Source organism: Dongia sp. (assembly GCF_041910485.1).
GTDB lineage: Bacteria > Pseudomonadota > Alphaproteobacteria > Dongiales > Dongiaceae > Dongia.
This window is the reverse complement of the sequence record NZ_JAYRQR010000023.1, coordinates 1-5,222: the sequence shown is the minus strand read 5'-3', so window position 1 is coordinate 5,222 and position 5,222 is coordinate 1. Positions and strand designations below refer to the sequence as shown.

Annotated in this window: 7 protein-coding genes; all 7 read right to left on the bottom strand. The window is 61.9% G+C overall.

What is annotated here, in order from left to right:
• Positions 1-1,113, bottom strand: a 1,113-nt coding sequence (locus tag ACE3PP_RS06595; protein ID WP_374379451.1) for a VIT domain-containing protein, incomplete at its 3' end; no start/stop codon positions are given.
• Entirely contained in the window at positions 1,088-1,471 is a 384-nt protein-coding gene (locus ACE3PP_RS06590) for a helix-turn-helix domain-containing protein (protein ID WP_374379448.1), read from the bottom strand. The genes ACE3PP_RS06595 and ACE3PP_RS06590, both read right to left, overlap by 26 nt.
• A complete protein-coding gene (locus ACE3PP_RS06585) occupies positions 1,468-2,094 on the bottom strand; it encodes a hypothetical protein (protein WP_374379445.1) in 627 nt (208 codons plus the stop codon). Before ACE3PP_RS06585 ends, ACE3PP_RS06590 begins: the two co-directional genes overlap by 4 nt.
• Positions 2,091-2,273: a hypothetical protein gene (locus ACE3PP_RS06580; RefSeq protein WP_374379442.1), complete on the bottom strand. Its 183-nt coding sequence runs from the start codon at positions 2,271-2,273 to the stop codon at positions 2,091-2,093. The genes ACE3PP_RS06585 and ACE3PP_RS06580 overlap by 4 nt, the downstream gene beginning before the upstream one ends.
• 47 nt (positions 2,274-2,320) lie before the next feature.
• Positions 2,321-3,112 carry a hypothetical protein gene (locus ACE3PP_RS06575; RefSeq protein WP_374379439.1) on the bottom strand — a complete coding sequence of 264 codons (792 nt, stop codon included), beginning with the start codon at positions 3,110-3,112 and terminating at the stop codon, positions 2,321-2,323.
• 302 nt (positions 3,113-3,414) lie between these two features.
• Positions 3,415-3,831 (bottom strand): hypothetical protein, encoded by a 417-nt coding sequence (locus tag ACE3PP_RS06570; RefSeq protein ID WP_374379436.1) that lies wholly within the window; start codon positions 3,829-3,831, stop codon positions 3,415-3,417.
• Positions 3,828-4,061, bottom strand: coding sequence for a hypothetical protein (locus ACE3PP_RS06565; RefSeq protein ID WP_374379434.1), 234 nt, complete (start codon positions 4,059-4,061; stop codon positions 3,828-3,830). The genes ACE3PP_RS06570 and ACE3PP_RS06565 overlap by 4 nt, the downstream gene beginning before the upstream one ends.
• Between the last annotated feature and the right edge of the window lie 1,161 nt (positions 4,062-5,222).

The window sequence follows — 5,222 nt, the reverse complement described above, 5'->3', positions numbered from 1 at the left end:
GTCCAGGTTTTCGAAGGGTCGCATTTCGGGCAGGGCCAGCTTCCGCATCAAAGGCAGCATCGGTAGGTCGTCTGCGGTTTCGCCCTGCGGCCCGATGAAAACCAGGCTGGTCTGACGGCTCAGTATGTTGGCGGTGCGGCGAACGATTGCAGCGTCTTGCGGCGTTGCCGATGACACAAGATTGGCGGCGGCGAAGGCCCTGAATGCGCGCGCGTTAGGCGCGATCTCATCGGTCGGGAGCGGTGCGGTCACCCGGATTTCCCCGTCATCCGTTTTTGCGACGCCGTGAATCCAGTCGGTTCTATCGCTGGTTACGCCGCCGCCGGGATTGAGCGCGTGCCGGAATGTCTCCAGATTCCGCTCAGCCGTGACTTCCCAGCCGCCCGGCTGACCGACCTGCCATTCGCTGTGATCGAGGTTGTCACCCTCAAGCGCGATGAAGTCGAGGACGATCGGCACGCCGCAATCGAACACGCGCTCCGCGTGGTTCGGGAATATCTCTGGCAGGTCGTTCCAGGGGCGGAAAGTAGCTCGTATGGTCTCCGAAGCATGGACGACCAGAGTCCCGCTTTCATACTCTCCTGAGATCACCGGCGCATCGGCTTCGGAAAGCCCGCGACGGGGAAAGTCCGGGCCAGCCGCCAGGTTGACGGTCAATGCCGCCCTGTCCTTATCCGGCCGCGCCAACGGCCTTGTGCTCCAAATCTGGACCTGCACCGTTTCGCCGGGCTCGACCCCGCCGATCGCGATCAGCTGGACGTCGTGTTCCAGAAGATCGTAGAGGATCGCGACGCGACCCTCGTGAATGGCGGCGTCATGCGCGCGACGCGCGCGTCTGGCAGGCTGAGGAACAGCCTCGACGTGGTGGCGACGGCCGATGCTGATCAACAGGCGGTAGACGACTTCGTGCGGCGCCAGTGGCGGCAACGTCATTACGGCTTCGACGAGCTGGTCCGTCGTGTTCGTGAAACACCGCTCGATAGCGATGTTGGCCATCGGCGGTACGATGGAAATGTCGACATGCGTCTTTTCGAACCGAAGCGGCGCGATTCCCGCCAAGGCCGGCCTCAGCAGGGCGGCAAGCGGATCAACCAGCAGCATTGCGTCGCTCATTGGACGCGCCCTCGATCAGGAGTTCCTCGACCTTGGCGGCGGCCTTCGCGGCAAGGCCGGTGACATCACCGCCGGCGCCGATCAGGTCGGGCGCGATCACCAGCGTGAGGCCGTTGGCAATCGGTACGGGAATGCCCTCCCTGGCATCGAGTAGCAACCGGATCGCCGCAGGCGGAAAGCCGAGACTCCGCAGTCGGTCATAGCGGCGGATTGCGGCGACATGCACATCGCCATAGGTCGCATAGGTTCGCCCGCCGGTGGGCGGCGGCACGAACCCCTCGGCGATCAGATAGCGGATCTGCCGCGGCGTCGTGCCGGTGGTGCGAACAAGTTCATCGAACTTCAGGCCAGTCGTCATGCCGTCGCCCCTCGTTCCTTGAGACGGGAGCGGATGTCCATCCAGATGTCAGCCATGACGGCGCCGGGGATCGTGCGGCTGTCCTTGCGCACCTTGTGCGTCAGCCATCGCTCGCCGGTTGCGAGCAACGCCTTTCGGGCTTTGTCGTTCTGCGTGAACTTGGCGAAGCATGCTTCGCCCATCAAGGCCCAATGCTCGGGCGAGCCCGTGACGATGGTGACGCCGCCATAGTCGAAGGTCGGCGACCAACCGAGCGCGCCGCCCCGGCCTTTCGCCTCGCCGCCGAAAAGACGCGCCATGGCCCGCCTGCCATCGGGATCAGCGACTTTCAGACCCTGCCAGAACCCTTCGATGCTGGCGTATTCACCGTCATCGAACGTGAAGGGCGTATGCGCCAGATTGGAAATCGGCGCGAAGGCGGGTTCGATCTTGTGCAGGATGTTGAGGGGTGCGCGGCGGGCATCGTCCTCCGGGCCGATCAGGCTGAAAGCCAGACCGCGCTGTGAGGCCGCATGCAGCTTGAAGACATGACCATCCGCCGCGCGAAGCTGTGCGCAGATCGCCTCCTCCTCGGGCGTCTCAGCCGAGAGGCCCACCACATTGTTACGGAAACTCAGCTTCATTTTCTCTGCGCGGCGTCGATGAGCAGGCTTATCGGCCAACCCGCCCCATAGATGACCGTCATCACCGTGCCGTCGTGGCGTCCGCTCTCGCGGCTCCTCTCGACCCCGACAAAGAAAGCGATGACCAGATAGGCGACCAGGATAACCTTGATCGCAGTGTCTTTGAGGTTGTCCAGCATTGTTCGCTCCTGCGTCCGCGAGCTCGCGGCAAGGGGTCAAGTTGATCCTATGGTTGATGTTGATCGTCGGAGGCCTGCGACTCATCGGTGGTCGACCTGCGCCCTGAGACGTCGTCAGGATGTGGCTCCAAGATCGTAGAGGAGCGAGACCCCGAGTTGACTGGACCTCCGCCGCGACGACGCGTCAGCAGGAACACGACCAACCCGATGATCGCCGCGTAGAACGACAACTTGCCGGCCAGATAGGCGATCAGAAGCACGTCGCCGGTTTCCCAAGCCGTCTTAAGCGCCGTCCAGAGACCGACCCTGCCCTCGCGAGCATCGCGGATCGCGATCTCGCGGTTTTTCCGCTCCATTGCGGCGCTGGACGCCGCAGGTTTTGAGCAAGCCATCGCCTCAGCGACCCCGCTCATCTCATCGCTTCGGACGAACCCCGGGCGCGTTGTACCGTCGGGACAGCGGATCACGCCGGCAGGCGCCGAAGTGGCGCTCGCATCAGGCTCGGCGGCGGGCTCCTGCGCCGCGCCAGGCGTCGGAGCCGGCTCTTGAGCCGGATGCTGCGCATTGAACTCGCAGGCAAAGCGAAGCACGTCATCATTCGGCCCCTCGCCTGTCTGTGAGTGGTAGGCGCCTGACGAGCCGTCCGGGCAGTGAATCTTGCCATTGGCGTAGTAAGGTTGATCGAGAGTCGTCTGCGCGTCGGCCGCGTGTGCACCGCAAACAATGCTCGCGACGATCCAGAGGCGGCCGAACACAGTTGCCCCGATCCTGCGCTCGAAGCGCCGAGGCGACGGACCCGAAGACGTGGCCACAGCCCACTTTTCCACAAACCGTCGCATCGGTTGACCTCCCAAACCAGGCGCATGACGCGACCTGGCTCGTCTTTAATAACAATTATTTTGTCAAAAGAAAGCAAATTCGCTATTCGGCGCCTGGACGGGCAAACGGGAAGGCCGGAAAATGAGATACTTGGCGCTCATCCTCAGCGCGACATTGGCCCCGGCGGCGCCGCGACAGAGTGCGGGGATATCAAGCTTTTTGGAAAGAAATGGCGCGCCCGGAACGAGTCCGGGGATGGCTGTCGTCTGGCATGATGCGTCCGGGTGTGATGGTGGGCGGTAGGCATCGAGTTCGGAAGCGATCAGGTCAACGGTGCGAGGACGGTTCGTTCGACCATCTGGACCGTGTGGGGAATGTGTTTCGCCCGCAGCACACGCTGCCCGAGATCGCGGTCAAACGATAGTTGGGCGGCTCGGTCGGCAATGGCGACGACGCACTGGTCGAGCCAGCGGTAGGCGATTTTGGGAAAGTGGACCGTCATCCAGTCGTCGAAGTCGGGGCGGTTTCCATCGAAGCCGTAGCGGTCAGGATGATCGGTCAGACGTAGGCCCTTCGCATCGTTCAGGACGACGAGCATAGCGTCGGCCTGAGCCATGACGATCCACTGGCTTCGGGGCGACATTTGCACCCGGCTCATGATGGCGGCGCCCAGTAGATCGAAGACGCATTCGTCGGGCTGGGAGACGATGAGGTAGTCGTATTCGAGCCAGTGGTTCATGCCGCCACCTCGTCGTCATGGTGGCGCGCGAAGAGGATGGTGCGCGCGACGCGGAAGGCCAGCAGCCAGCGGCGTTCTTCGATCAGCCTGCGAAAGACGGCCAGCATGGCGCCTTCGGACAATGTGCGTGTGGTGGCCAGATAGGAGGGCGATTTCCCTGCGTAGTAGGTCGAGAAGTCGCGTTTTGAATGGGTGTAGCCGCGCTTCAGGCAGGTCTCGTAGATGTCCATTGTGGGCTCCTGATCAGCCCGCTGATGGACCGATCAGGTATTTATTCAGACCGATCAACCCACTGATCTGACTGACGAATGATTTAGGTCAGGGGGCCTTGGTCGCGGTATAAATAGGACATGGCGCGGTTCATCCGCGACGACATAGCTCGGGAGTATCGGGGTTCACTCCACCCCCAAACGGCGGCTGGGAACATGACCGGCAGCTATGAGGCAGGGCGCCGTCGAGGCGGACATTCGAACGGTCAGAGCATAACAGCGCGTGTCGAAGCAGCGGCCCCTCGGCGACCATCTGGTCGCGCAAAGGCACCACAGCAATGAGGGGCGACCGTCTTCACGATTTGACGGCGCCCCGCATGTGCGTCGTTCGCTCGATCAGCGACGCACATGAGCTTCGGGGAAGTCCGCTTCCCCGATAACCGTTTGGTCAACAGGAACGCCGAGAGCGCACGGACTGGCGGATGTAAAAGACTGCTCGTCACATCCAGCCAACACCCCGATAGCTCGATTTCTACGGGAGGTTCCGACCGAGATAGGGCGGCTACATGCAGGTATCGGGAAACCGCCTGCTTCCTGCGTAAGGCAGGATCGCCGCTGATTGAGCCGTCGTAGTCAACAGATGATCCTTCTCCCTTCCGGCCACCGACACGTCGTCGATGGTCGGAGGGGGGAGAAAGCCGTCTTCGTTCCAGATGATTGGATCAGGTGGCCCCAATGGTCTGGCTGACGACCCTCTGGTCGTTCTTCCTCCCCCACAAATTGGAAACTCGCCGATGGCCGTAGGAACGAGCGATAGCGAGAGACAGGCCACTCGGCTGCTGGGGCGCGCAGCGCACCGGCCATAGATCGCTCACCAGACCGACGACATCTGGCTTGAGCCTTTCTCGCAGATCACCGCGCTATCGGCCTCAGCGGCCTCCCTGCGGGCTCTCAGGCCCATTCCTTGACCAGACCTCTCCGAAGTTCTCGGAAAGCACTACACACAATAGTTTCCACAAATCATTGCGTGAAAACTTCAATATCATTGTGTGTGATATTCAGTATCACGTTGACGGATAAGCAATCGGCAATACGATTGCCATTCTTCTGGAAACTGTTGTGAGAAATGCTCCTTGGCAGGCAAGCAAGCGAAGACCCTGAGCGCAGCCCAGATCAGGACGG